This is a genomic window from Halobacillus aidingensis, assembly GCF_900104185.1.
GTDB classification, from domain to species: Bacteria; Bacillota; Bacilli; order Bacillales; family Halobacillaceae; genus Halobacillus; species Halobacillus aidingensis.
In genome coordinates this window covers 68,300-90,930 of the sequence record NZ_FNIZ01000012.1, presented here as the reverse complement: position 1 = coordinate 90,930, position 22,631 = coordinate 68,300, and the positions used below count along the sequence as shown (strand labels likewise).

The 22,631-nt window shown below is 45.7% G+C and carries 21 protein-coding genes; 17 read left to right on the top strand and 4 right to left on the bottom strand.

The features are described from left to right. Nucleotides 1-1,148 precede the first annotated feature (1,148 nt). Both cydD and cydC read left to right on the top strand, forming a co-directional pair. Nucleotides 1,149-2,876 (top strand): thiol reductant ABC exporter subunit CydD, encoded by a 1,728-nt coding sequence (cydD, locus tag BLS23_RS12645; RefSeq protein WP_089652912.1) that lies wholly within the window; start codon nucleotides 1,149-1,151, stop codon nucleotides 2,874-2,876. Next, nucleotides 2,873-4,582 (top strand): thiol reductant ABC exporter subunit CydC, encoded by a 1,710-nt coding sequence (gene cydC / locus BLS23_RS12640; RefSeq protein WP_089652911.1) that lies wholly within the window; start codon nucleotides 2,873-2,875, stop codon nucleotides 4,580-4,582. The genes cydD and cydC overlap by 4 nt, the downstream gene beginning before the upstream one ends. A 105-nt stretch (nucleotides 4,583-4,687) precedes the next feature. On the opposite strand, the gene BLS23_RS12635 is transcribed toward cydC, so the two are convergent. Continuing rightward, the gene (locus BLS23_RS12635) at nucleotides 4,688-5,050 is read right to left on the bottom strand and encodes a hypothetical protein (RefSeq protein WP_208599177.1); all 363 of its coding nucleotides are present in this window, start codon (nucleotides 5,048-5,050) and stop codon (nucleotides 4,688-4,690) included. A 649-nt stretch (nucleotides 5,051-5,699) separates the two neighbouring features. Here BLS23_RS12635 and BLS23_RS12630 point away from each other — a divergent pair. The 5 genes from BLS23_RS12630 to BLS23_RS12605 all read left to right on the top strand — a co-directional run bounded on the left by BLS23_RS12630 (nucleotide 5,700) and on the right by BLS23_RS12605 (nucleotide 11,022). After that, a complete protein-coding gene (locus BLS23_RS12630; RefSeq protein ID WP_244157194.1) occupies nucleotides 5,700-6,650 on the top strand; it encodes an MBL fold metallo-hydrolase in 951 nt (316 codons plus the stop codon). Nucleotides 6,651-6,741: 91 nt separating this feature from the next. After that, complete coding sequence (locus BLS23_RS12625) at nucleotides 6,742-8,451, top strand: AI-2E family transporter (RefSeq protein ID WP_089652909.1); 1,710 nt, start codon at nucleotides 6,742-6,744, stop codon at nucleotides 8,449-8,451. Between the two features lie 82 nt (nucleotides 8,452-8,533). Beyond that, the gene (locus BLS23_RS12620) at nucleotides 8,534-8,917 is read left to right on the top strand and encodes a carbonic anhydrase (protein WP_089652908.1); all 384 of its coding nucleotides are present in this window, start codon (nucleotides 8,534-8,536) and stop codon (nucleotides 8,915-8,917) included. 64 nt (nucleotides 8,918-8,981) lie between these two features. Continuing rightward, nucleotides 8,982-9,200, top strand: coding sequence for a hypothetical protein (locus BLS23_RS12615; protein ID WP_089652907.1), 219 nt, complete (start codon nucleotides 8,982-8,984; stop codon nucleotides 9,198-9,200). Between the two features lie 697 nt (nucleotides 9,201-9,897). Further along, entirely contained in the window at nucleotides 9,898-11,022 is a 1,125-nt protein-coding gene (locus BLS23_RS12605; protein WP_089652905.1) for an NAD(P)/FAD-dependent oxidoreductase, read from the top strand. A 52-nt stretch (nucleotides 11,023-11,074) separates the two neighbouring features. Here BLS23_RS12605 and BLS23_RS12600 read toward each other — a convergent pair whose 3' ends face one another. Continuing rightward, complete coding sequence (locus BLS23_RS12600; protein ID WP_089652904.1) at nucleotides 11,075-11,491, bottom strand: VOC family protein; 417 nt, start codon at nucleotides 11,489-11,491, stop codon at nucleotides 11,075-11,077. Nucleotides 11,492-11,651: 160 nt separating this feature from the next. Here BLS23_RS12600 and BLS23_RS12595 point away from each other — a divergent pair, with 160 nt between their 5' ends. Further along, nucleotides 11,652-11,882, top strand: a complete 231-nt coding sequence (locus BLS23_RS12595; RefSeq protein ID WP_089652903.1) for a hypothetical protein — start codon at nucleotides 11,652-11,654, stop codon at nucleotides 11,880-11,882. A 38-nt stretch (nucleotides 11,883-11,920) separates the two neighbouring features. Here the strand turns inward: BLS23_RS12595 and BLS23_RS12590 are convergent, their stop codons facing one another. After that, nucleotides 11,921-12,580, bottom strand: a complete 660-nt coding sequence (locus BLS23_RS12590; RefSeq protein WP_089652902.1) for a type 1 glutamine amidotransferase domain-containing protein — start codon at nucleotides 12,578-12,580, stop codon at nucleotides 11,921-11,923. A 205-nt stretch (nucleotides 12,581-12,785) separates the two neighbouring features. Between BLS23_RS12590 and BLS23_RS12585 the strand changes: the two genes are divergently transcribed. The 3 genes from BLS23_RS12585 (at nucleotide 12,786) to BLS23_RS12575 (ending at nucleotide 16,965) form a co-directional block, all read left to right on the top strand. Then, nucleotides 12,786-13,124, top strand: a complete 339-nt coding sequence (locus tag BLS23_RS12585; protein ID WP_089652901.1) for an ArsR/SmtB family transcription factor — start codon at nucleotides 12,786-12,788, stop codon at nucleotides 13,122-13,124. Nucleotides 13,125-13,138: 14 nt separating this feature from the next. Beyond that, nucleotides 13,139-15,205 carry a heavy metal translocating P-type ATPase gene (locus BLS23_RS12580; RefSeq protein WP_089652900.1) on the top strand — a complete coding sequence of 689 codons (2,067 nt, stop codon included), beginning with the start codon at nucleotides 13,139-13,141 and terminating at the stop codon, nucleotides 15,203-15,205. 266 nt (nucleotides 15,206-15,471) lie between these two features. After that, complete coding sequence (locus BLS23_RS12575) at nucleotides 15,472-16,965, top strand: UDP-N-acetylmuramoyl-L-alanyl-D-glutamate--2,6-diaminopimelate ligase (protein WP_089652945.1); 1,494 nt, start codon at nucleotides 15,472-15,474, stop codon at nucleotides 16,963-16,965. Between the two features lie 41 nt (nucleotides 16,966-17,006). On the opposite strand, the gene BLS23_RS12570 is transcribed toward BLS23_RS12575, so the two are convergent. Beyond that, on the bottom strand, nucleotides 17,007-17,546 hold the full coding sequence (locus BLS23_RS12570; protein WP_089652899.1) for an HD domain-containing protein: 540 nt from the start codon (nucleotides 17,544-17,546) through the stop codon (nucleotides 17,007-17,009). A gap of 141 nt (nucleotides 17,547-17,687) precedes the next feature. On the opposite strand from BLS23_RS12570, the gene BLS23_RS12565 reads away from it, so the two are divergent. From BLS23_RS12565 to BLS23_RS12540, 6 genes are all read left to right on the top strand, one after another. Next, the gene (locus BLS23_RS12565) at nucleotides 17,688-18,620 is read left to right on the top strand and encodes a bifunctional riboflavin kinase/FAD synthetase (RefSeq protein WP_089652898.1); all 933 of its coding nucleotides are present in this window, start codon (nucleotides 17,688-17,690) and stop codon (nucleotides 18,618-18,620) included. A gap of 33 nt (nucleotides 18,621-18,653) precedes the next feature. After that, nucleotides 18,654-18,902 carry a YuzB family protein gene (locus BLS23_RS12560; RefSeq protein ID WP_089652897.1) on the top strand — a complete coding sequence of 83 codons (249 nt, stop codon included), beginning with the start codon at nucleotides 18,654-18,656 and terminating at the stop codon, nucleotides 18,900-18,902. A gap of 14 nt (nucleotides 18,903-18,916) precedes the next feature. Then, the gene (locus BLS23_RS12555) at nucleotides 18,917-19,405 is read left to right on the top strand and encodes a DUF1189 family protein (RefSeq protein WP_089652896.1); all 489 of its coding nucleotides are present in this window, start codon (nucleotides 18,917-18,919) and stop codon (nucleotides 19,403-19,405) included. Between the two features lie 75 nt (nucleotides 19,406-19,480). After that, nucleotides 19,481-20,320, top strand: coding sequence for an SAM hydrolase/SAM-dependent halogenase family protein (locus tag BLS23_RS12550; protein ID WP_208599176.1), 840 nt, complete (start codon nucleotides 19,481-19,483; stop codon nucleotides 20,318-20,320). 115 nt (nucleotides 20,321-20,435) lie between these two features. Then, nucleotides 20,436-21,260 (top strand): aldo/keto reductase, encoded by an 825-nt coding sequence (locus tag BLS23_RS12545; RefSeq protein WP_089652894.1) that lies wholly within the window; start codon nucleotides 20,436-20,438, stop codon nucleotides 21,258-21,260. Nucleotides 21,261-21,349: 89 nt separating this feature from the next. Further along, nucleotides 21,350-22,291 carry a nuclease-related domain-containing protein gene (locus BLS23_RS12540; RefSeq protein ID WP_167356084.1) on the top strand — a complete coding sequence of 314 codons (942 nt, stop codon included), beginning with the start codon at nucleotides 21,350-21,352 and terminating at the stop codon, nucleotides 22,289-22,291. Nucleotides 22,292-22,631: the final 340 nt, after the last annotated feature.

The window sequence follows — 22,631 nt, the reverse complement described above, 5'->3', positions numbered from 1 at the left end:
TCACTTCTTAATCGGAAAGAATATCATTGGGGTAGTAAATGATTCGAAACTGCTGCCGTGACCGATTTGCGTGAAGCATTGAATTCAGTCGCTTCTGTTAGGAGTAGGATAACTGATGAAAATTATGATGACGTGGAAGAGATGAAAGTCGAAGGAAACCTTTGGGGAGAGGTCTCAAACGTTTCCTCCCAATGGACTACCTAAGTATCACTTATATCGTTCTAGAAGACATGTTCTCTGTCTTGACGTTTGGAATATTTAAAGTAAAGAGGAGGCCGTTTTGTTTGCTCACTCTACTATATATGATCTGGCTGGTTCTCACCGGTCAGGCAACCGCGAAAAAACAAAATTTGTAGCAGGAAAGATCCGTTTCGGAAGTTATTGCATACGACTTTTATATACAAGAACCCTGAGAGTTTTTGGGGAAAGAAGAAGACATTACACACGAGTTACAGGACACTGAATAAGCGCTAGAAGACATTAAATCAAAGATACGGAACGTTGATTGGACGATCGAGGACATTGGACCAAAGATACAGGACATTAACCCGACGTTAAAGCAGCGGGAACATTTAATGATTGGAATAATACTCAAGCTGAATAACAAGCCCTTTTATTTGTACAGGACTTTTTTCCTTATACAAAACCACTGGCTAACCCAGGGGACGTTTCATGAGATATGACTGTAGATGAGACGGCAACATCAACAGTAAACAAACTGTACAAGCGCTGCTTCAACATTATAATGCTCTCATGTAAGCCTTCAGGAATTGAATCCTGTGGGTTTTTTTCATTTCATTAATTCCCTAAGACTTGCGTAAAATGTGCTTCTCCCATTTCTTCGGTAGAGTCGAAGGGCACAAATTTATAAACTCTTGATTCTGAAAAAAGCAGAGAATCACGAATGGTTTTTCATACCTATTACAATGTCTTCAACTTTACATAGAGGGAAATGATATAGAAAAGATCCCTTTGTCCCTTTAATCAGTGTCCCTAGGATAACGTATGATAGCTGTTTATTAAGGAGACGATGATATAGAATTGTCATAGAATCATCAGTTTTATTTTTAGCAATGATCCGCTTCATGAATTATAATAATGGTAATGTGAACTTTTTCACAAAATGGCTTATAAGGAGTTTTATATAAATGAAGCACCTCAGCAGACTAGCTTTCTCAGATCGAAGAGTTTTCATGCTGTTGGTCCTCACTTCCGTGTTGATTGGTGCCACGATTATTGGTCAATCTTATTTTTTCGTTGCGATCGTCGACCGGATCTTCCTTGGTGAGGGACGTTTTCAGGATATCCTCCCACTTCTCGCGGGATTGCTTTTGGTGCTCGCTGGACGGACGCTGTTTACATGGCTGAACGGCCGGACAGGCATTAAGCTTGCATCCAAAGCAAAACTTTATTTCCGTCAGTCCATAATTGATAAATACGCGCGAAATCCCGTTCAAGCCTCTTTACAAGGACAATCGGGAAGGAAAGTCAGTGTGCTGATGGATTCCGTCGACGAGATTGACGGTTATTTCAGCAGTTATATTCCACAAATGATCCAGACGATGATCATCCCGCTGATGATTCTTGTCGTTGTGTTTACCCAGCACCTCTACTCAGGGCTGATCATGATTATTACAGCTCCGTTCATCCCGTTATTCATGGCTATCATCGGTGTTATGACAAAAAAGAAGTCAGAAGAGCAGATGGAGAAGTTGAACACATTCTCCGGAAAGTTTCTTGATACGCTTCAAGGCTTAACAACATTAAAACTTTTTGGACGTTCCAAGCAGCAAAAGGAAGAGATTGAATCGAGCAGTCTAGGTTTCCGTGATGCGACGATGGAAGTCTTGAAAGTCGCCTTTGTCTCATCCTTGATGCTTGAGTTCATTTCCATGCTCAGCATCGGGCTGATTGCATTGGAAATTGCGATTCGGCTCGTTGTATATGAGAGTGTTTCCTTTTTTACAGCCTTTTTCATTCTCATTCTTGCCCCTGAATTTTATTTGACGCTGAAAGACTTCGGGAGTGCTTTTCATACAGGGAGAGGCGCAACAGGTGCTTCCAACCTGTTGGCGGAAGAGCTTGAAAAAGAAGAACAACACATTCAGTGGGGAAGTGGAAAGCTTGAAGGTAAACAGCCCCCTGAGATCAAGCTCGATCAAATGAGTTTTCATTATGAGGAAGGGTTTGCGATGGAAGAGTTGACGGCAACCATCCATTCCTATAACCAGGTAGCCATCGTTGGTAAAAGTGGTGCGGGAAAATCGACGCTCCTGCACCTTTTAGCCGGCCTGACTAAACCGTCCTCTGGAACGATCAAAGTTAATGATCGCTCCCTTTTTGACTATGAAGAAAAAGAATGGTTTTCTCAGGTCAGCTACATCTCTCAGCACCCGTATTTATTTTCCGGAACGATTGCTGAAAACATTGCGATTGGCGGGCGAGGGAATCATTCCAAGGAAGAAATTCAGGAGGCCGCGGAGAAAGCGGGAATCGCCGAGCTGATTGCATCTTTGGAAAAAGGGTACGACACCCCGGTCGGTGAAGCAGGACGCGGACTTTCTGGAGGAGAGAAACAACGCCTCGCGCTTGCGCGTACATTTTTGAAGAAACCTTCTGTCATCCTGTTTGATGAACCGACGACAGGTCTGGATCTGAAAACGGAGCGGGTGTTGCAAGCCTCCATGGAAAAGCTTGCGAAAACAGCGACAATCATCACCGTTGCCCATCGTTTGCATACAATCAAAAAGGCTGATCAAATTCTGCTGCTCGATCGCGGTTATCTTATAGGAAAAGGTACACACGAAGAACTGTTGGAAACGGTGAAGGAGTATAGGGATATGGTGACCGTCCAGCAAGGAGGGAACTCCGCATGAAGGAACTGAAGGAAGTCATCCGGTTAGTTGTATTGGAAAAAAGGGATATCGTGCTTTCGATCGTCTTCGGTTTTCTTGCTGGTATGTCAGCGGTCGGGCTGTTTGGCGCCAGTGGCTATTTAATATCCAGGGCGGCGCTCATCCCGCCGTTGTATGCCTTGACGGTGCTTATCGCTTTTTTAAAGCTGTTCGGGTTTGCGAGGGCGCTCGGCCGTTATGCGGAAAGGTATTTTTCCCACAGGGCGACCTTTACGATTTTAAGTAACTTACGGCTTGCTTTTTACAAAAAATTAGAACCGCATGCACCGAGGATTTTTCAGAAATACAGGAGTGGGGATTTGCTATCACGAATCGTCGGTGACGTGGAGAGTCTGCAAAACTTCTTTTTGCGTGTGTATTATCCACCGGTGGTCCTTGTCATCATCTTCTTAGGGACAGTCGTTTTCGCATCCATCTTCTCTATTTCCATAGCCATCGTTCTTCTCTTGGGTCTTGTCGTTACGGGGCTATTGATTCCAGCCTGGTACACCGTTAAACAACGGAAACTAGCCAGCCGTGTAAGAGAGGCGCGCGGAGAGTTATCGACCGAAGCTGCGGAATGGCTGTACGGCTTCCGTGACCTTAAAATCTATCAGCAGCTTGAAGACAAAAAAGAAATGCTTCATCAGTCTTCCGATGATTATATTCGAGAGAGTGAGCGTGACAGTCGTCAGATGCTTTCCAGTCATTCCTGGAACACGTTTGCGACACTCCTCGTCTCATGGATCGTCACAGGCCTTGGTGCTTTTCTTGTGGCTGAAGGAGATCTGAACGGGCTGTTTCTAGCGATGCTGGTGATGATTTCGTTGACAGTCTTTGAAAATGCAGCACCGATGGCTGTTCTGCCAAGTCACCTTGATGATAGCAAACGGGCATCGAAGCGGCTTTTTTCCATTGTAGAGGAAGAAAATCGTGGAACAGAAACGTACAACCTTGATGGAAAGCTGGCTCCTAGTATGCAAGTATGTGATGTCAGTTACCGTTTTCCGGACGAGGAGAGAGAGGCACTTACAGGTGTCACCTTGTCCATACCAGCAGGCAGTAAAACCGCCATTGTCGGAGCAAGTGGATCCGGAAAATCAACACTCCTACAGCTGTTCATGAAATTCCAAATCCCATCTATGGGTGAGCTGATGGTCAATGGTAAGAACATAACGGAAATATCAGAAGAGAGCATTTGGGAAAACAGCAACGTCGTCCTTCAGGAGAATCATTATTTTTACGGGAACATACGTGAAAACCTCCAGCTTGCCGGGGAAGACCTCTCAGATGAAGAGATGAAGCTCGTGCTGGAAGAGGTTGGATTGGAGTTTGACCTGGACCAACCGGTTTTCGAAAAAGGGGAGAACCTTTCGGGTGGAGAGCGTCAGCGCTTGTCCATAGCAAGAGCTTTTCTGAAAGGAAAGCGTCTCTGGTTGCTCGATGAACCGACATCTTCCGTCGATGCTCTCACCGAACGAATGATATTCAATCACCTGTATGAACGCGCGTCTCAAGATACCGTCGTCCTCATTAGCCACCGTTTGAGCGGCCTCGAAAAGATGGACCAAATCATCGTCATGGCTGAAGGGGAAGTCGCAGAAGCAGGTTCTTATGACGAACTCATGCAAAAACAAGGACACTTCTACGAAATGAAACAAATCGAAAAAAACATCTTCAGCACATAAAAAATGCCGTACCGGATATTCCATAATATGGATGACCTGGTACGGTAATTTATTCCATGTAATTGAGATAAGTGTACATCCGGTTTCGTAGATCGTGATAATCCCTTAATAGTAGTAAGGGTAGCCGTACGGATATGGGTAGTAATAGGGGTACGGATTTGCCAAGTATGGGAACAGCGCTAATGTAGCAAGACCAGCTAGTGGCAATACTTCGCGACGGAAGCGGCGAGCGCGACGGCGGCCATATCCGTACTGGCGTTGGTCATCCATTGCGTTCCCGTCCTCGTCGACCATCACATCTTCACTGACTAAGATCGTCATCTTATCATGATTCACATCAGTGATGACTCCATCAAAGCTGCGTCCATCCTTCGTTTGGACCATGACATGGTAGTACTTCATCTTATTGCATTGCTCATAGGAAGGCTGCGTATGACCTTGTTGGTGCATCTTTCGGTCTTCTGTCATTTTAACCAACTCCTCAGAATCCATGATATTCACCCAGCCCAAAAGTGTGACAATCCATCTCTTTTGATTTATTAAAGTATATGGCAGGATTGTGGAAGACTTGATTTCGATACTTTTGGTGAGTGGATAGGGGCTGCGGGGAATAGCTCGCTTTCCGCGGGAGCGCGGTGAGCCTCCTCGAGCTCCGCTCTGCGGGGTCTCACCAAGCACTTTTTTCCCGCAGGAGTCTCGCCATTCCCCTTCGCCCCTAGTCGTAAGAGAGTCTCGAAACTACCTTCCAGCAACTAGAGCTTTTATGGTTACGAATCCTATAACGATGCGATTTAAGCAAGATTTCACAACAGAACTAGGCAGGGACTATAAAAGAGATTTCGAGAACCTCATATGGTAAAGGGGCGGAGGGAAACGGTGAGACTCCTATGGGCTGTGCGGGACAGCTGAGACCCCGGAAGGCGTAGCCTGAGGAGGCTCAGCGCCCGCCCCATGGAAAGCGAACCTTTTCCCGTAGCCCCTAGAATCTCACAAACATATCGAAATCAAGTCTTCAATAATCCAGCAATCTTAATAAACATGCAGATTAAAGAAAGCGTTATCATTATTTGTTAAATTCTAGTACACTAGAGATAATTCATAAGGTGAGGTGAAGGAATTGAAGAAGAGAGAGCCGATGGATTTAGGTAATGATGTGTTTTTGATTGATGGCTATGATATGGGGTTTGAAGGACGGACAGGTACATATGTTTTGTTAGGGGATGACATTACTCTCGTGGAGACAGGCCCGAGCCCTTCTGTGCCGAGAGTGCTGGCTGGTTTGGAAGAGTTGGAGATTCCGAAAGAAAAAGTAGCGTACGTGGTTTTGACGCATATCCATTTGGATCATGCAGGTGGAGCGGGGCTGCTTTTGCAAGAGTGCCCGAACGCACAGGTCATCGTTCATGAAAAAGGAAAGCGGCATCTCGCAGATCCTTCGCGTTTGATTCAAGGAGCGAAGGCGGTTTATGGAGAAGCGTTTGATGAATTGTTTGATCCGATTCTTCCTATACCGGAAGAGAGACTGGAAACAAAGACAGATGGAGACAAGCTTACGCTATCAAAGAACCGTAAAATCACGTTTTATGACACTCCCGGACATGCGAAGCACCATCTTGGCATTCATGATTCACTGAGTAACGGGATTTTCACAGGAGATACGGCAGGGATTCGATATCATCAGACTGAAGATCATGGACTAACTTTTTATTTACCAACGACTTCACCGAATCAGTTCGATCCGGACGCGATGCTCGATTGCATCAATCGTTTTCGCGATATGAATCCTTCTTGTCTCTATTTCGGACATTTTGGGAAGACAAAAGATCCTGATCAAACGTTTGACCAAGTCAGTAGTTGGATTCCTGTTTTTGTGAGTGAAGCGAAGGATGCTTTAGAGCAAGGACAAGGGTTGGAGGGCGTTCAACAGAGGCTTCATAATCGTGTAGCGTCCTATTTAGAGGATAAAGGAATTCCGCAGAGTCATGAGGTCTATGAGATTCTGAAACTGGATATAGACGTTTGTTCCATGGGGCTTGCCGACTACCTGAAGAAGAAAAGCAGAACGTAATTGTTCTGCTTTTTCTCGTGATTGCACATATAATTGAAACATAACGCTGTTTTCAAACGTATGGAATATGGAGAAAGAAGGGGGATACATAATGATTGGAATAGTAATGACAACGGTATTATCATTTCTATTATTTTTGACGTTGTCCATCATCGTCTATGTAAAAAATCGAATGAGAAGAAAGAAAATCATGAAAACGACACTGGGTGTCCTGGTTTTCGGTATCATCGTAATGTTCTTCGTCGTTTACGCATTCATGCCGACGATTACGGTGCCGAATATGCTGATTCTCAATGTGATCGTCGCTGTTCTTTTTGTTCCGTTAGTGTACGGAGGAGCCAAAGTGCCGGTGCAATATCAAACGATGCATCGCTCACTGTCAGGGATTGTTATTTTAGGCGTAGCGGTCGCGGTCATAGGTGTTTTCATTTACAGCATTCTAGCTTTGCAGGACAGCTATGACAGCATTTCGAAATCAGAGGAAGAGGAAGCCCGTCCTTTGAATGAGGAGAACACACCGATATCTGTCGCGCCTGAGTCAGCAAGGAACAAAGTGCAAAAAGCGATGAGTGTGGTTCCGAATACACAATTCTATGATTTAGGAAAACTGCAGGCCCAGCAGATTGATGGCGAAATCGCTTATGTGGCGCCTGTAGAATTCTCGAGCTTCTGGCGTTATTTGCGAGGAAAAGAGACGGAAGGGTACTTTACAATTACGGCAACGAATATCAATGCACAGCCGGAGTTTGTTGAGAGCAAAATGAGGTACACCAACTCAAGCTTCTTTAATCATAATGTGCAGCGTGTCGTTTATGGAAAGCATCCGGATTATGTCCAAAGTGGAGACGCACAGATTGAAGTCGATGATGAAGGGAAACCGTGGTATGTCCAAACGATTTATAAGCCGCTGCTGTTTTCCAACCGCCCGGACATGAATGATATCAAAGTGGCCATTGTCGATCCGGTTTCAGGGGACATCGAGACCTATGATTCTTCTAATGCTCCCGATTTCGTTGAAGGATCGGTAAGTTCAGAACTTGCAGCCATTGAAAACGAGTACTTTGGTAAATATGTGAATGGATGGTTGAATTCGATCTTTGGGAAAAAAGATGTAAAGATTCCGAATGAGTCAGGGACTGAGAGCAGTGTCACGCCGATTTTCAATGAAGCGGGTGAAATGTTCTATTTCACAGATATGGCTTCACCGAAAGAAAATATCGATTCTGCTCTTGGTTATACGTTGATCAATGCACGGACAGGGGCCCTCACTTATTACAACGGCCAGCAAAATCAGGGGATCATGGACAGTAAAGGAGCTGTGCAGATCGTCAACAAACAGTATCCTGAAAAGAACTGGACAGGAACGATGCCGGTTCTCTATAACGTGGACGGCCACCCGACATGGATCGTAAACGTCCTTGATCCAAACGGGTTGTTCAAGCAATATGCGTACATTAAGGCAGCAGATTCAGACTTTGCAGTTTTCGGAGATACAGCCAAGCAGACGTTGAACGCATACCGTCTGCAAATTGCCCAGGATCCCAGTAGTGTGGAGGGAAGTCAGGGTGTCGACTTGACGGAGAAGTCAGGAACGATCAACCGCGTTCTTGTCACTTCTACCGATTCCAGACAGTCTGTTCAATTCTTACTAGAAGGGGAGACGCCCATCTATACGGTCAACACAAGCAAAGCCCCTCTCGCCATTTTCCTGAAAGAGGGAGATCAAGTGAATATGCAGGCACGTATCCGCGATAATGGCACAGCCACAGTAGAATCAATGCAAATTCAAGGCATCAATTGATGAGAAGCAGCAGGGCACCCGCTCCTGCTGTTTTTTTGTTATGATAAAATAAATAGAGAAATTTAAGTTGGAGGGATTTTTTATGGCAGAAAAAACATTTGCGACAGCAATTAATTGTATGGATGGACGTGTGCAACTTCCCGTCATCCATTGGATGCAGGAACGTTACGGAACGGAATACATCGACATGATTACAGAAGCAGGCCCGACTAAGTTCTTATTGGAAGGCCCTGAAGATCAGCTGGCCGCTGTCAAAACGAAAATTGATATATCCGTAGACAAGCACGGATCAGGCGTCGTTGCCATTGTCGGCCACTACAATTGCGCCGGTAACCCTGTCGAGCGCGATGAAAAAGCAGGTCAAATTAAAGAATCAGTAGATCTTGTGAAATCATGGGGCTTCAATGTAGACGTCATCGGATTATATGTGAACGATCAGTGGGAAGTAGAAGTGATCACGGGGTAAGAGGATTTTTCTTCCTTGTGGCGAATAGTTCTTAGTAATAGAACATTCGTGAAGGAGTGGCGGTATGGAGCAAGCGAGCTGGTTTGATTTCGTTGAAAAAGAGCGGGATCCGGTTTATGAAGAACTGCAGAATTTAACGAAGGAGAACCCGAGCATACGCATCGCCTCCTATATCATCACAATGAATCCTTTTGCTTTAATTGAAATTGAAAGTGACGGCATTCATGATTGCGTCAGCGACATCGAATCCTGTTACACCTATTTATGTAACCTAAGTAAATAACCTTAAACTCAAACCCCGGAGTCCTCACTCCGGGGTTTACCTGTGCCTCTTCTTTCACTAAAGCTCCCTTTTGTAGAAGACTTAGTTTCGAGATGTTTGTTGGAGTTTAGGGGCCCCGGGAAACAGTTCGCTTTCCATGGGGCGGGCGCTGAGCCTCCTCAGGCTACGCCTTCCGGGGTCTCACCTGTCCCACACGTCCCATAGGAGTCTCACCGTTTCCCTCCGCCCCTTGACCATAAGAGTATCTCGAAACCACTTCCAGAATACGCGGCCCTTCATCGTAATGGGAGTTGGTGTATTCAACTCTCAAACAAGCAGTAAACTATACTCTAACGCTCGCTATAGAGCGCTTCTCAACTAGAAAGCAGTTATTATGGAAGACGCTTCATTCGTGTACGTGGGTTCGTTTATCTCATTTCTCGAATGGGGTGGGTGGGAAGCTGCGAGACTCCCGTGGGAGAAGGAGATAGGCGAGATCCCGCAGGACAAAGTCCGAGGAAGCTCGGCGCTCCCCCACAGGAAAGCGAGTAGCTTCCCAACCACCCCTGGCACTCAATGCGGCAAACGAACCCAGAAAAGTCTCGAAACTGAGTCTTCCACAATCCTGCCATATTGTTGAATAGGGATTTGAGTGGAGGTTTCTTTTTCTATACAATGGTCATGGAAATGAAAATACGAATGAAAAGGTGTTTTACCTATGAAGAAATATATCGTTGTCGGCGGGGGAGTGCTAGGCGCATCCACTGCTTATCACTTAGCAAAAGAAGGCGTCGACGTGAAAATCATCGACCGCAAAGATGAGGGACAGGCGACAGAAGCAGCTGCTGGAATCGTCTGCCCGTGGCTCGCTCAGCGCCGCAACAAGCGCTGGTACCGTCTCGTCAAAGGCGGCGCCCGTTACTATCCAGAACTGATCCGTCAGCTTGAAGCGGAAGGAGAAACACGGACAGGCTACCGTCGTGTCGGTGCAATCAGTCTCCAAAGGGATGAAGCTAAATTAGAAAAAACGATTGAGCGCGCGTTGAAGCGAAGAGAAGATGGCGCTCCTGAAATCGGTGAAATCACAAGGATTTCATCAGAAGAAGCGAAAAAGATGTTTCCACCGCTCGCGGATGGATACGACGCGATTCATGTCAGTGGTGCGGCACGCGTCAATGGCCGTGAGTTGAGAGATGCCCTTCTTCGTGTAGCAGAGAAATATGGGGTACAGAGGATTTATGGAGATGCGAGCCTTATTCATGAAGGACAGAAGGTGACCGCTGTCGAAGTGGACGGCGTACGTCATGAAGCGGATGAAGTGATTGTGACAGCTGGTGCGTGGGCGAAGCCGATCCTCAAGCCGCTCGGCATTGATTTTCTCGTTCATCCTCAAAAAGCACAAATCGTTCATTTGGATCTGCCGAATACGGAAACGGAAGATTGGCCTGTCATTATGCCACCGAACAATCAGTACATGCTTTCCTTCGGGGGCGGCCGTGTTGTTATTGGTGCCACACATGAAACCGATGCCGGTTTCGATGGACGTTCAACCGTAGGCGGCCTTCATTATGTGTTTGATAAGGCGCTTGAAGTGGCTCCTGGTCTTCATGACAGCACTTTTGCTGAAACGCGTGTAGGCTTCCGACCGTTTACGCCCGGGTCCCTGCCTGTTTTCGGTGGCATCCCTGAATGGTCGAACTTATATGTCGCAAATGGCCTAGGGGCTTCTGGACTAACATCCGGCCCTTATGTTGGCGCAGAACTTGCTCGTCTAGTCCTTGGAAAAGAAACCGAGCTTGCCCCGGAGGATTATGACGTATCAGAAGCGCTTGGTTCTGAGTGAATGTCTCCATCTAAAAATCCTTGCAGCTTAATTAAGCTGCAAGGATTTTTCATTATTTTTCCGGATAGTCACAGTACTCGATGATCGTTCCTTCTGTATCAGCCGGATTCAAGTAAATGAGACGTCGTCCGTGTTTATTTGTCCGTAATGACCATTCCAGGGTCCGGATGCCTTGCTTCTCTAGCTCTTTTAACGCTGCGTCCAAATCGCCGACATCATAGGCAATGTGATGGACCCCTTTTCCTTTTTGCTTAATGAAGCGAGCGATGGGGGAGGTTGTATTATTCGTAGGCATCAATAATTCTGTACGATCGCCTTTGATATCAATAATCGCGATTTCACTTTCTACTCCTTCTGCTTCACTTCGATAACGGTCAATCAAGGTTCCGCCAAGGACTTTGGTATAAAAAGTGATGCTGTCTTCGATATTGCGGACAGCGACTCCAATATGATCCAGTCTTTTTTCCACGTTCATTCTCCTCTGCTGCAATTCTGAGGCTCATTTTAACATATGAACGCCCATCAAGCTTTCTTGTGGTCCTCAATAAAAGCCCTTTTTTACAGAATCTATCAAAACGTACAAGCTGATTTGTCTCTATCACATAAAGTAGAGCAGGAGGTGATTTTCTATGCCTGCCTGGATCAGCAACAGCTTTAAAATCCTGTCATCCTTTGTTCTGCATGTAGTTGTAACCCTAGGTTTAATTGGTGCAGCGATTTTTACAATTGTAACTGGATTGACGTGGGTAAAAGGGTTGATCGTCATCGGTCTGTTGGTTCTCTGGCTCGTTTCATTTGTGTGTGCTGCCCAAAAGCTGTACGCGTATTTGTTCGGCCGTTGGAAAGACGACGATGAATAATGAAAAAGGGATCCTGTGGCACAGGACCCCTTTACATATTAATTCAGTTGTTTGACGACTTCTTTGGCAACGACTTCTGTGGATTGTGGGTTTTGACCGGTAATCAGGTTGCCGTCCACTTCATAATGCTCCGACCAGTTTGGGCCGCTCACAAATGTTGCGCCCAGTTCATTCAGCTTGCTCTCAAGCAGGAATGGCATGTGTTGATCAAGCGTTGTTTCCACTTCTTCGGCGTCGGTAAATGCATTGACGCGTTTTCCTTTGACCAGTGGTTCACCGTTAGACAGGGTAGCTCCAACAAGGCCTGCGGGACCATGACAGACGGCTGCGACGATTTTATCCGCTTCATAAAAGTTACGAAGCAGCTTTTGCAGCTTTTCATTATCCGGAAAGTCGAACATCGTTCCGTGACCGCCCGGTAGGAAAATGGCATCGTAGTCTTCCGCTTCGACGTCTGCGATTGGTGTTGTATTTTCTAAATGTGGTTTTGTATCTAAGATCTCTTGTGGTTCATCTTCGCTGACACTACCTGGATCGACAGGTGAACGGCCGCCTTCCGGGCTTGCTACTGTCACTTCGTAGCCGTGTTTTTGGAACTCGTTATAAGCTTCGCCGAATTCGGATAACCAAATCCCTGTCGGCTGCTCATCCGTAATCTTTTCGTGGTTCGTAACGACCATTAGTACTTTTTTAGACATGATTGTACTCCTCCTTTGGTAGTGAATGTTATTTTAATATGTGAAAATTAACTGTGACAAACATTCTGCTTTGTCGCACATAGATTGAATTTCCCGTTTTGAAATGTATAAAACATAGGCGAGCATACATTGACAAAATGGAAGGCTAAAGCATACGATAAGTGTATATATGAATATATGCGCATATAAGGAAGGTGTCGATTTCATGAGTGAAGACAAAAATAAACGAGAAGATCAGGAGAAAAACCACGTCAATGAACTGGATGAAGAGACATTGTTCGTTGTTTCCCAGACATTCAAGGCGTTGTCCGATCCGACACGAATCAGAATCCTACATTTACTATGTGAACAAGAAATGTCCGTCAATCAAATTGCCGATACATTAGAACTTCGCCAATCGACCGTTTCCCACCAACTGCGGTTTCTAAAAAATCTACGCTTGGTGAAGTATCGAAGAGCGGGTACAACATTATTTTATTCCCACGATGATGAACACGTCATCGATCTATTGCAACAAACCATCAATCACGCTCTTCACCATTAAAGGGGAGAAAGAGAATGAAGGAATACAAACTGCAAGGTTTATCATGCGCGAATTGCGCAGCAGAAATGGAAGAGGAAATCCGCAAGCTCAACCACGGGGAAGACTCCGAGCTTCAGTTTTCATCGAGCAAATTAAGAGTTCAAGACGGCGTCGATATGGAGAAAGTACGCCGGATTTTGAAATCCGACGGCGCTTCTCTTGTCGATGATGAAGACGCCCACGATCATAGTCATGGTCCGAACATGAAGCAGCTCGTCATTATTTCCTCGCTCATCTTCGGTGCGACCTTTTTATTGGAAGGAATGGTTGCCCCTTTCGTCATGATCGGGATGTATTTGGCCGCGATTGCGATCAGTGGGTATCAGACATTCTGGAAAGGTTTGAAAAATTTAACCCGGCTGAAGTTTAACATCGATACGCTGATGACGATTGCTCTCATCGGAGCGGTGGCCATCGGGGAATGGAAAGAAGCGACCCTTGTAGCCATTTTGTTCGGGCTGAATGAATATTTGGAAGGCCTCGGAATGGAAAAGGCGCGTAGCTCGATGGAGCAGTTATTGAAGGTCGCGCCTAAACAAGCGACCCGTCTTCTCGCAGATGGAACGGAAGAAGTCGTAGGAATTGAAGATTTAAAAGAGGGAGATCTTGTCCTTGTAAAAGCGGGTGAAAAAATCCCATCAGACGGTATGGTCTCGGCTGGCTACAGCTCTGTGAATGAAGCAGCGATCACCGGGGAGTCTCTGCCTGTAGACAAGAAGCCTGGTGAAAAGCTATTTGGTGGCAGCATTAATAACGAAGGGTTGTTGAAGGTGGAAATCTCCAAGGCCTACAATGACTCTTCCCTCGCTAAAATTCTTCAGTTAGTGGAAGAAGCACAGGAGAGGAAGACACCGACAGAGCTTTTCATCAACAGATTCGCTAAATACTATACACCGTTGATCATGGTCATTGCCGGTCTTGTCATGGTATTTCCACCATTACTTTTCTCTGCAACCTGGGGAGGTTCTTTTTATCAGGGACTGGCGGTTCTTATTGTCGGCTGCCCATGTGCATTGATTTTGTCCTCTCCCATTGCGATTCTCTCCGGAATTACGAAAAATGCGCGGAATGGCATTCTCGTCAAAGGTGGAGCTTTTCTTGAACAGCTTGGAAAAATTGAAAGCATTGCTTTTGATAAGACGGGTACGCTGACAAAAGGAGAACCTAAGGTCCACGCAGTGAATGTTTATGAAGAGGGGCGTTTCTTTTCAGTTGCTCAAGCTGTTGAAAGAAATTCCTCCCATCCGATTGCGAGAGCGATCTTAGAAGATTCACGTGTTCAACAGGCGAATTCTTTGGAACCTTCCTCTGTTGATACGATTCCTGGGAAAGGCGTTCGAGCGGTCATTGAAGAAAAGACGTACTATGTGGGAAGCGAACAGACATTGACGCATTTAACTGTCTCAGAGGATGTAAAAGCAGACATCGACAAGCTGAAAGAAGATGGATTCACCCTTGTTATCATTTCTGACGAAAAAGAAGTACTCGGGATGTTCGGAGTAGCGGATGAAGTGCGGGAAGAAAGCCGTACCCTTGTGAAACGTCTCCATTCCTTAGGCATCAAACATACGATCATGTTGACCGGTGACCACGAGAAGACGGCTGGAAAAGTGGCTGCAGAGATCGGTGTCACCGATGTCCATGCACAGCTCTTGCCAGATCAGAAAGTAGAAAAAGTCGACGAATTAAAAAGAAACTCCAAACTCGCCATGATTGGAGACGGGATTAATGATGCGCCTGCTCTCGCGATGGCTGATTTAGGGATTGCGATGGGGAAAGGAACGGACAGTGCGATTGAAACTGCCGATATCGTTCTCATGCAGGACCACCTCGGCAAACTGCCGAATGCATTCCGAATTGCGAAACGGGTGAATGCCGTCGTCAAATGGAATATTGGTATCGCCCTCGGCTTGAAAGTGATCGCCCTTCTTCTCACGATTCCAGGATGGCTCACCCTTTGGTTCGCCATTCTAGCTGATATGGGAGCAACGATTCTTGTCACGCTCATCAGTCTGACCATCCTTCTTATGAAAGATGAGTGACTCATATGGATTTATCTTCCACACCAGGTCATCCAAATAATGGATGACCTGGTGTGGTTTTATTTGGAAGATATGTAGGCTGAGTGGACCGTTTTTGTTGTGTGTGGGTCTTTTGCGTTTGCGGCTAGGTGAGGAAAGGGAAACGTATGTCATGGTCGTACGGTAAATAGTGGCTTTGTTTCCGTCAAAACCACCCGTCCTTCCATACATACTTTTGCTACGAAAAGACGACGATAAACCATATATAATGAGTGAGGATAATGGCTATGAAGATACAATTCGAAAATATAAAAAAACTTCATATCAAACATATTTACGGCCCCCTTCAACAAGAGGTGAGAACTCTTGCTTTTCATTCAAAAAGAGTCGAACCAGCAGCCGCTTTTTTTTGTTTGAAAGGGGAGAATTTTGATGGTCATGAATATATTGAAGAAGCCATCGGCCTGGGAGCTGCCACAATCATCGGCAGTGATGAAAAGGTGTTGGAGGAGCTTTCACAAATCTATGACCGTACAACTTTCTTACTTGTAGACAATGTCCGTTCCGTCATGTCTGTTTTTTCAAAGGATTTCTTCGGCTTTGCAGATGAAGAACTGAAAACCATTGGGGTAACAGGAACGAACGGCAAGACGACAGTCACAGCCTATATCCGGTCACTATTGACCTTGCTTGGCCTTCCGACTGGTTCGATTGGCACGACGGGGATATGGTCATCAAAACGGAAATTACAATATAAGAAAAGTACGCCAACAACGCCTGAATCCCTGGATCTACACCGGATTTTCCGTGACCTCAGAAACTTGGACGATGAAGGGGCAGTGATGGAGGTATCTTCCATTGCTCTCGATCAGTGCAGGGTGGAGGGCATTCAATATGATGTGGCTGTCCATACGAATTTTTCTGAAGAGCATTTGGAATACCACAGGACGATTGATCATTACAGGGAATGTAAAATGCGTTTGTTCAACCAGGCGAACCACCGTGTTGTCAATATCGATGATGAAGGAATGGCTCCTGAGCTGTTAGCGATGGGGAAGGATGGTCTTCTGACATACAGTATCGAAGGTCACCCACAGGCTGATTTGTCAGCAGAAAACATTGAGGTTATGAAAAAGGGGTCTCTGTTCGACCTTACCTATAAGGGAGACACGAAAAAAGTCTACGTTCCCGTCTATGGCACTTACAATGTCGCGAACGTACTGGCCGCGATCGCTACAGCATTTCATCTGAACTATTCTTGGGAGGAAGTGTTGGACGTGCTTCCAAATATGGAAGGGCCGGAAGGGCGATTCCAGGTCATTGATACGCCGCTGAAGCAAACAGTGATTTTAGATTACGCGCATACACCCGTAGCCTTGAACAGGTTGCTGGAGGAGGTCAAGAAGCTTGACCACAGACGTTTAATTGTCATGATTGCAGGCATTGGCATCCGGGATTTCAACAAAATGCCCAAGATGGCAAAAACGATTGAAGGAAAAGCGGATGAAGTGATCGTCACGGTCGATCACCCTGGCTATCATGACCCGCAATCCGTGGTCGATCAAGTGATGACTGGCTTTACTAATCCAAATGCTTCGAACATTCATCCAACACTCACGAGAGAAGAAGGTGTTCGTAAATCCATGCAGTTAGGTGAGGAAGGAGATATTATTCTTTTGACGAGTGGCTGCATCAACAATTCGCAAATCGTCAAAGGTGAAGAGATTCCTCACTCGGATGAAAAAATTATCGAGAGCTTTTACCCATCGGTCGCTCAATAAAACATCCAGTCTCGTTCCCCCTGAGACTGGATGTTTTTCTGTTAATCAAACGTTTGTTCAACGAAATGTTTGTACTCGCAAAAGTAATCCGGGACCTCTTCAGGATTCAGTCCGTTTGTCATCACGGCAGCGATGGATTGATTGTACCATTTCTGTGCATCGGGACCCGCGTTAAAGTTTTTCCAAACCTCGTTCCCATAGGTTTCGATGTCTTGTTGCAGAGAGCGTAAGTTATCCAGCTTGTCAGCTATAATCAACGCTTTCAATTCAAGCGAAGCTTCCCTGACGGTGTCGATCGTATGTTGTTTTCTTTCTTGCCATGACTTGTTTTTATCTTCCGTATGAGCAGCGACGAGATCTCTGATGTCCCTACCGAATTCACTTTCAATATCCTTGAGGGTGTAGCTGGTGTCTTCGACCACATCATGGAGGTAGCCGGCACAAATCAGCTCTTCACGGAATCCGGCCTGTTTTAAGAGATCCGCCACCCGGATAGGATGGACCACATAGTCTTCCGAAGCGTTTTTGCGCTTTTGCCCCTGATGGGCTTTGGCTGCGAATGCTTTCGCTTTTTCAATCATCGACTACACGCCCCTTTTTTTGTTCATCATAACAAATAAAGGGGCAGAATGATTGCAAAAAGTGATAAAGGTTGATTAAATAAGAATGGATATTATATAATTAATAGGTTTAATCAACAGGTTGAAGGGGATGCTTTGCAAATGGAAATGATTGAAGTACAAGGACAACCGCCTAACAACTCAGAGCCCGTCGTATTAATCATCGGGAAAATGGATGGTGTTCATCTAGGACATCAGTCTCTCCTCCAGGAGGCAGAAAGACTGGCGACAGAGGAAGATAAAATCGCTGTGTACGGTTTTTCTGATCACCCGAAATGGGTGCTGAGAGGCGATGAATCATTCAAATATTCACTATCGACGATTGAAGATCGCCAAACCCGTTTGGAGCAATTCGGTGTCGATCGTTATTATCACGTCCATTTTACAAAAGAATATGCAAAGACATCTCCTGAAGAATTCGTGCTTCAGCACTTGAACCGGTTGAACGTCCGCCATGTGATCGTCGGTGAGGATTTCCGTTTCGGTAAAGGGAGAGGATCGGACGCTGAAGGACTGGCAGAGCTATGTCAGCAAATCGGTGCCGGTGTTTCGATCGTCCCGGGTGTCCAGCTTCACGACAGAAAAGTGAGCAGTACGGATATCCGAACGCATGTAACACAAGGACGGATGGAAGCGGCTCAGGCGATGCTTGGACGACCTTTTGAAATCACAGGGGTCGTGGAAAAAGGCGAGCAGCTTGGCAGACAATTAGGCTTTCCGACATTGAACGTCGGAGGAATTGATGAATATGTCAAAGTGAAGCCAGGGGTCTACCTCGGGCTCGTGAAAAAAGTTCAGGAAGCACCGGAATACTATTATACGTTGATTAGTGCCGGCTATCGTCCAACGGTCAATGGAGATTCGTATAAGGTCGAAGCTTACCTCTTGGATTTTTCCGGAGACTTGTACGACCAAAAAGTAACCGTCCAATTCCTGCGTCACATGCGCGATGAAGAGAATTTCGACGGGATGGATGCATTGATTGAACAAATGCATCAGGATGAAAAGAATGCACGCGCGATTTTAGGCTTATAAACGATACTGACATCTTAGAAAGGAGGAAGCACCATGGGAATCGTCGTTGTTGAAGTTTGTGATGGAAACTTGATCAATGAAATGGATATCGAAAGCATCATTGAATCCGAATACCCGGAAGTGGCGGTACTCATTAGTGAATGCCTATCCTTCTGCGGCATGTGTGCTCTCCGTCCGTACGCCCTTGTCAATAATCAGCGGGTATTTGGAAAAACACCCGAAGAAGCATTGCAGAAAATCCGTGCAAAAATCGAAGAAGAATTAGCGATTTACGCTGAATAAGGCAGGGGAAGACCATGGGGTTTTTTGATTCACTGATCAACAGCTTGCGTTTGCCGAAAAAGGAAGCGATGTTCCACTTAAACCGGAAAGGCATCACCCATACGATCGGTTATTTGTTCGTATTGCTGCTGCTCCTCTTTTTACCGGACATGATCACATCGATATTGTATTTAGAGACGAACCTGACAGAGGTATCACGAGGGATGTATATTGCACAGTTTCTCGTTTTCTACCCTTTGCTGATCGTTTTTCTCATCCTTGTCGGAGTATCCATTCTTGCCGGCGGAAGTCTCCTCATGCGAAAAGTTCTTTCGCGGAAGCTTACGTACCAGCAGCTGTGGAAATTGACCGCCTATGCTTGTACACTGCCTTTGATTCTGAGCGTATTATTAAAATATTTGACCGTACCGAACGCCATCAGCGCCCTTATTTTTATGGCGATCTTTGTTTACTACATGTACCGGATGATTACGGTTTATCCAAAAGTACCAGCGAAACCTTGAGTTCTTGCAGGTACTTTTTCTATTTGCCTTTTTTATATGTTAGAATATTCATTATTTAATGAAAAGGTGGGGGATATGATGACGAGAGCGTTAGTTTTGCAATCAGATTTTGGAATCAGTGATGGAGCCGTAAGTGCCATGCATGGGGTGGCGCATTCTGTAGATCATCAATTGTCGATCTTCGATTTGACGCACGACATCCCACCTTTCAATATTTGGGAAGGATCCTACCGGCTGTGGCAGACGATGGCCTACTGGTCTGAGGGGACAGTATTCGTATCTGTAGTCGACCCTGGAGTAGGATCAACACGAAAAAGCATTGGTGTAAAAACAGGTTCCGGTCATTTTGTCATTACCCCGGATAATGGAACCTTGACCCATATCGCCCGCACGGAGGGCATCGTTGAAGTCAGGGAAATTGATGAAAAAGTGAACCGTCTGCCACGGTCAGGGGAGTCCTATACTTTTCACGGACGTGATATATATGCCTATACCGGGGCGCGTTTGGCTGCAGGGGTTATCACTTTTGAAGAAGTTGGACCTGCGCTTGATCCTGACTCGATTGAACGGATTTCTGTGAAAGAGCCTGCCGTCGATGAATCAACGGTCTCGGGTATCATTGACATCCTGGATATCCGTTTCGGCAACCTCTGGACGAACATACCCAGAGACTTTTTCAAGAAGATGGACATTGAATATGGTGATACTCTGAACGTTTCCATTTTGCATAATGGAGATGAGGTTTATCATAATTCTATGACTTTCGGCCGTTCGTTTGCAGATACTCATAAAGGCGAGCCACTCGTTTATGTGAACAGCCTCGATAATTTAGCGGTGGCCATCAACCAAGGGTCGTTTGCCAGGGCTTACAATATACGCACAGGATCGAATTGGATCATTCTTTTTGAAAAATGACTTCCCGCCTCTACGGGGAGTTTTTCTCTTGTCTATGAGCAGAATAAAAGCTTGTGAGGACTTGCTGTGCTACACTTATCCATGTAAAACCTTTACAAGAAAAGGAGAATGATCAATGAAGACAGTTACGCTACATAGCACCATTGAAATGCCTCAACTAGGCTTTGGTGTTTGGCAAGTCGAAGAAAAAGACGCGGTTCCAGCCGTTACAAAAGCGATTGAAACAGGCTACCGTTCGATTGATACAGCTGCGATTTATGGGAACGAAAAACAAGTCGGTGAAGCGATCCGCCAGAGTGGTGTAGCTCGTGACGAATTGTTCATTACGACAAAAGTCTGGAACACAGACCAAGGATACGAAAACACATTGAAGGCTTTTGAAACGAGCCTTGATAAACTTGGGTTAGACTATGTGGACCTTTATTTGATCCACTGGCCGACACCAGAATATGATGAATACGTGGAAACATACAAAGCGCTTGAACAGCTGCAAAAAGACGGCAAAGTCAAAGCGATCGGCGTATGTAACTTCGATATCGATCACCTGCAGCGTCTGCTTGACGAGTGTGAAGTGAAGCCTGCGGTCAACCAGGTCGAGTGCCACCCATACTTGGCACAAAACGAGCTGAAAGACTTCTGCCGCGACAATGGCATTCTACTTGAAGCATGGAGCCCGCTGATGCAAGGGGGAGAAGTATTGAAAAACGATACGATCCAGTCCATCGCTGAAAAGCACAGCAAAACGCCAGCGCAAGTCATCATCCGCTGGCACCTGCAGAACGACACGGTCGTTATTCCGAAGTCTATCACGCCATCCCGCATCGAAGAAAACTTCGACGTGTTTGATTTTGACCTGACAGCTGACGACATGGCTGCCATCAACAAGTTGGACCGCGGGGAGCGTAAAGGCCCGAAACCATCTGAAATGAACGTACGATAAAATAGAGGAAGACTGCCCTTAGTTGGCAGTCTTTTTTTGTGGACAAAAGGGGGAGGATGAATTTTAATAGAGGAGAAAGGAGCGAATATATGATCATAAAACCCCGCGTTATCCCACCTGACATTAATCATCTGGAAATATTGCTGAAACGCCTCAAAGCTCACCATCCTGTTATCCCCCAAGTGGAAGAAATGCTCTCTACCAAACAAGCCGGCTGGAACGGCGAAAAATCCCTTGATTTTCACCTTGACTACTTGAAAGAACCTCATTCCATTCTTCACAACCTCCGCCTTCATGATGGCCATCACTTTTTCCAAATTGACACTTTGATCTTGTTTCCTGCGTTCATTCTAATTATTGAAGCAAAGAATATGAAAGGTCAGATATCCATTCACCGCTCGAAGAAAGAAATGCGCCGCGACCTGGAAGGATTTCAGGACCCTGTGGAGCAGGCGGAACGGCAGAAAGGTTTGCTTGAAGAGTGGTTACTGCGACATATGGGTCTTACCGTGCCCGTGGATTTCCTAGTTGTTTTTACAAATCGAAAGTGTACCCTCGAATTTGATTCATTTGACTCTCGTATCCATGAAAAAGTGATACGTGCCACATCGTTGGTTGGTGCGATTGAAAGGAAGAATGAGTTTTATCAGGAAGAAGTTCTGACTCGTATTGAAATGATGCGTGTTGGGCATGCGTTTGCGGATGCTCATCAAGAGCTTGTCCCTGATTATATGAAGCGGTTCAACCTGAATTATTTTGATCTGCAGAAAGGTGTGAGGTGTCCAGAATGTGGAAAGTATTTCATGAGAAGAGCGAAAAAAAGATGGATATGCACGGTCTGTGACCACCATTCTTATGATGCTCATGAACAAGCATTAAGAGAATATGCTGTGTTGGTATCGAAGATAATTAGTAATAAAGAAGCTCAGGATTTTTTAAGGATCACTTCCAGGTATGTTGTCTATCGGATTCTGTCTGCATATGCAAAAAGTACAACTGGAGGTGGGAAATATATCAAGTATCTCCTCTAGCGAAATAGCACATGTAACCTCTTGCCAGGTGGTTGAAGTGAGGAACGCACGCAAGAAGTGAGATACGCACGCAAGAAGTGAGATACGCACGCGAGAAGCGAGGAACGCACGCGAGAAGTGAGGAACGCACGCAAGAAGTGAGATACGCACGCGAGAAGCGAGGAACGCACGCGAGAAGTGAGGAACGCACGCAAGAAGTGAGATACGCACGCAAGAAGTGAGGAACGCACGCGAGAAGACGAGGAATGCTCGTAGGATAGCGTAAGAGAGCCACGCAGAACTCCACAAACCGACTCCTATGTTATTCCCACCAAATCTGGGGAACATAAAGGTATCAATT